Below are 599 nucleotides of genomic sequence, written 5' to 3'. Positions count from 1 at the left end.
CTTTTTGGAAATGGCAATGGGAAGAGATGCAAAAAGACGATATCGATTTAGTAAGTATAATTAATGATTAATTTGAATATGAAAATTATATTTATATTATTTTTTTATATGATATTTATATTTTTTTCCTATGCTCAAGACACTATATCAATAAAAATAAAAGATATAAAAACAGAAGAGTATAAGATTAAAAGTACAAAAGTAAATTTTCCTTCAATTATCAAATATAGAAAAATAAATACACTATTTAATACACCACTAAATGGCTGTTATAAAGTCAAAACAGGTATTAGAAAATATTATATCGCATACTTTAAAGACGGAAATTTTGATATCAGTGGTGGTAGAAATATTATAAAATACTACGTAGGTAAGAGAATTAAAAAAATACATATCTCCTCAGGAAACTATTATTTATTACTATCAAAGCAATATTTTACTAAGGATAGTATTACATTGCCTATCATTGAAATTCTAATGAATGAGGAAAAATGTGTTGGAACGATTACAATTGGCAGGGAATCAGTAAAAGAAAATATTAATACATTACTTTCAGGAGCAAAAGATAATGATGTAGAAGCCTATATCAGCCTATAATT

At 24.5% G+C, this 599-nt stretch carries 1 protein-coding gene; it reads left to right on the top strand.

All coding sequences use genetic code 11. The annotated features are described in order from the left end of the window. The first annotated feature begins 108 nt into the window (after nt 1-108). Nucleotides 109-597, top strand: a complete 489-nt coding sequence (locus HMPREF9071_RS11740; RefSeq protein ID WP_162859688.1) for a hypothetical protein — start codon at nt 109-111, stop codon at nt 595-597. Nucleotides 598-599: the final 2 nt, after the last annotated feature.

The sequence above is a fragment of the Capnocytophaga sp. oral taxon 338 str. F0234 genome (assembly GCF_000192225.1).
GTDB lineage: Bacteria > Bacteroidota > Bacteroidia > Flavobacteriales > Flavobacteriaceae > Capnocytophaga.
This window is presented reverse-complemented; position numbering and strand designations above follow the sequence as displayed.

Coding starts and splice junctions, on each gene's coding strand:
- HMPREF9071_RS11740 (WP_162859688.1), top strand. CDS start 109: ATGATATTTATATTTTTTTCCTATGCTCAAGACACTATATCAATAAAA.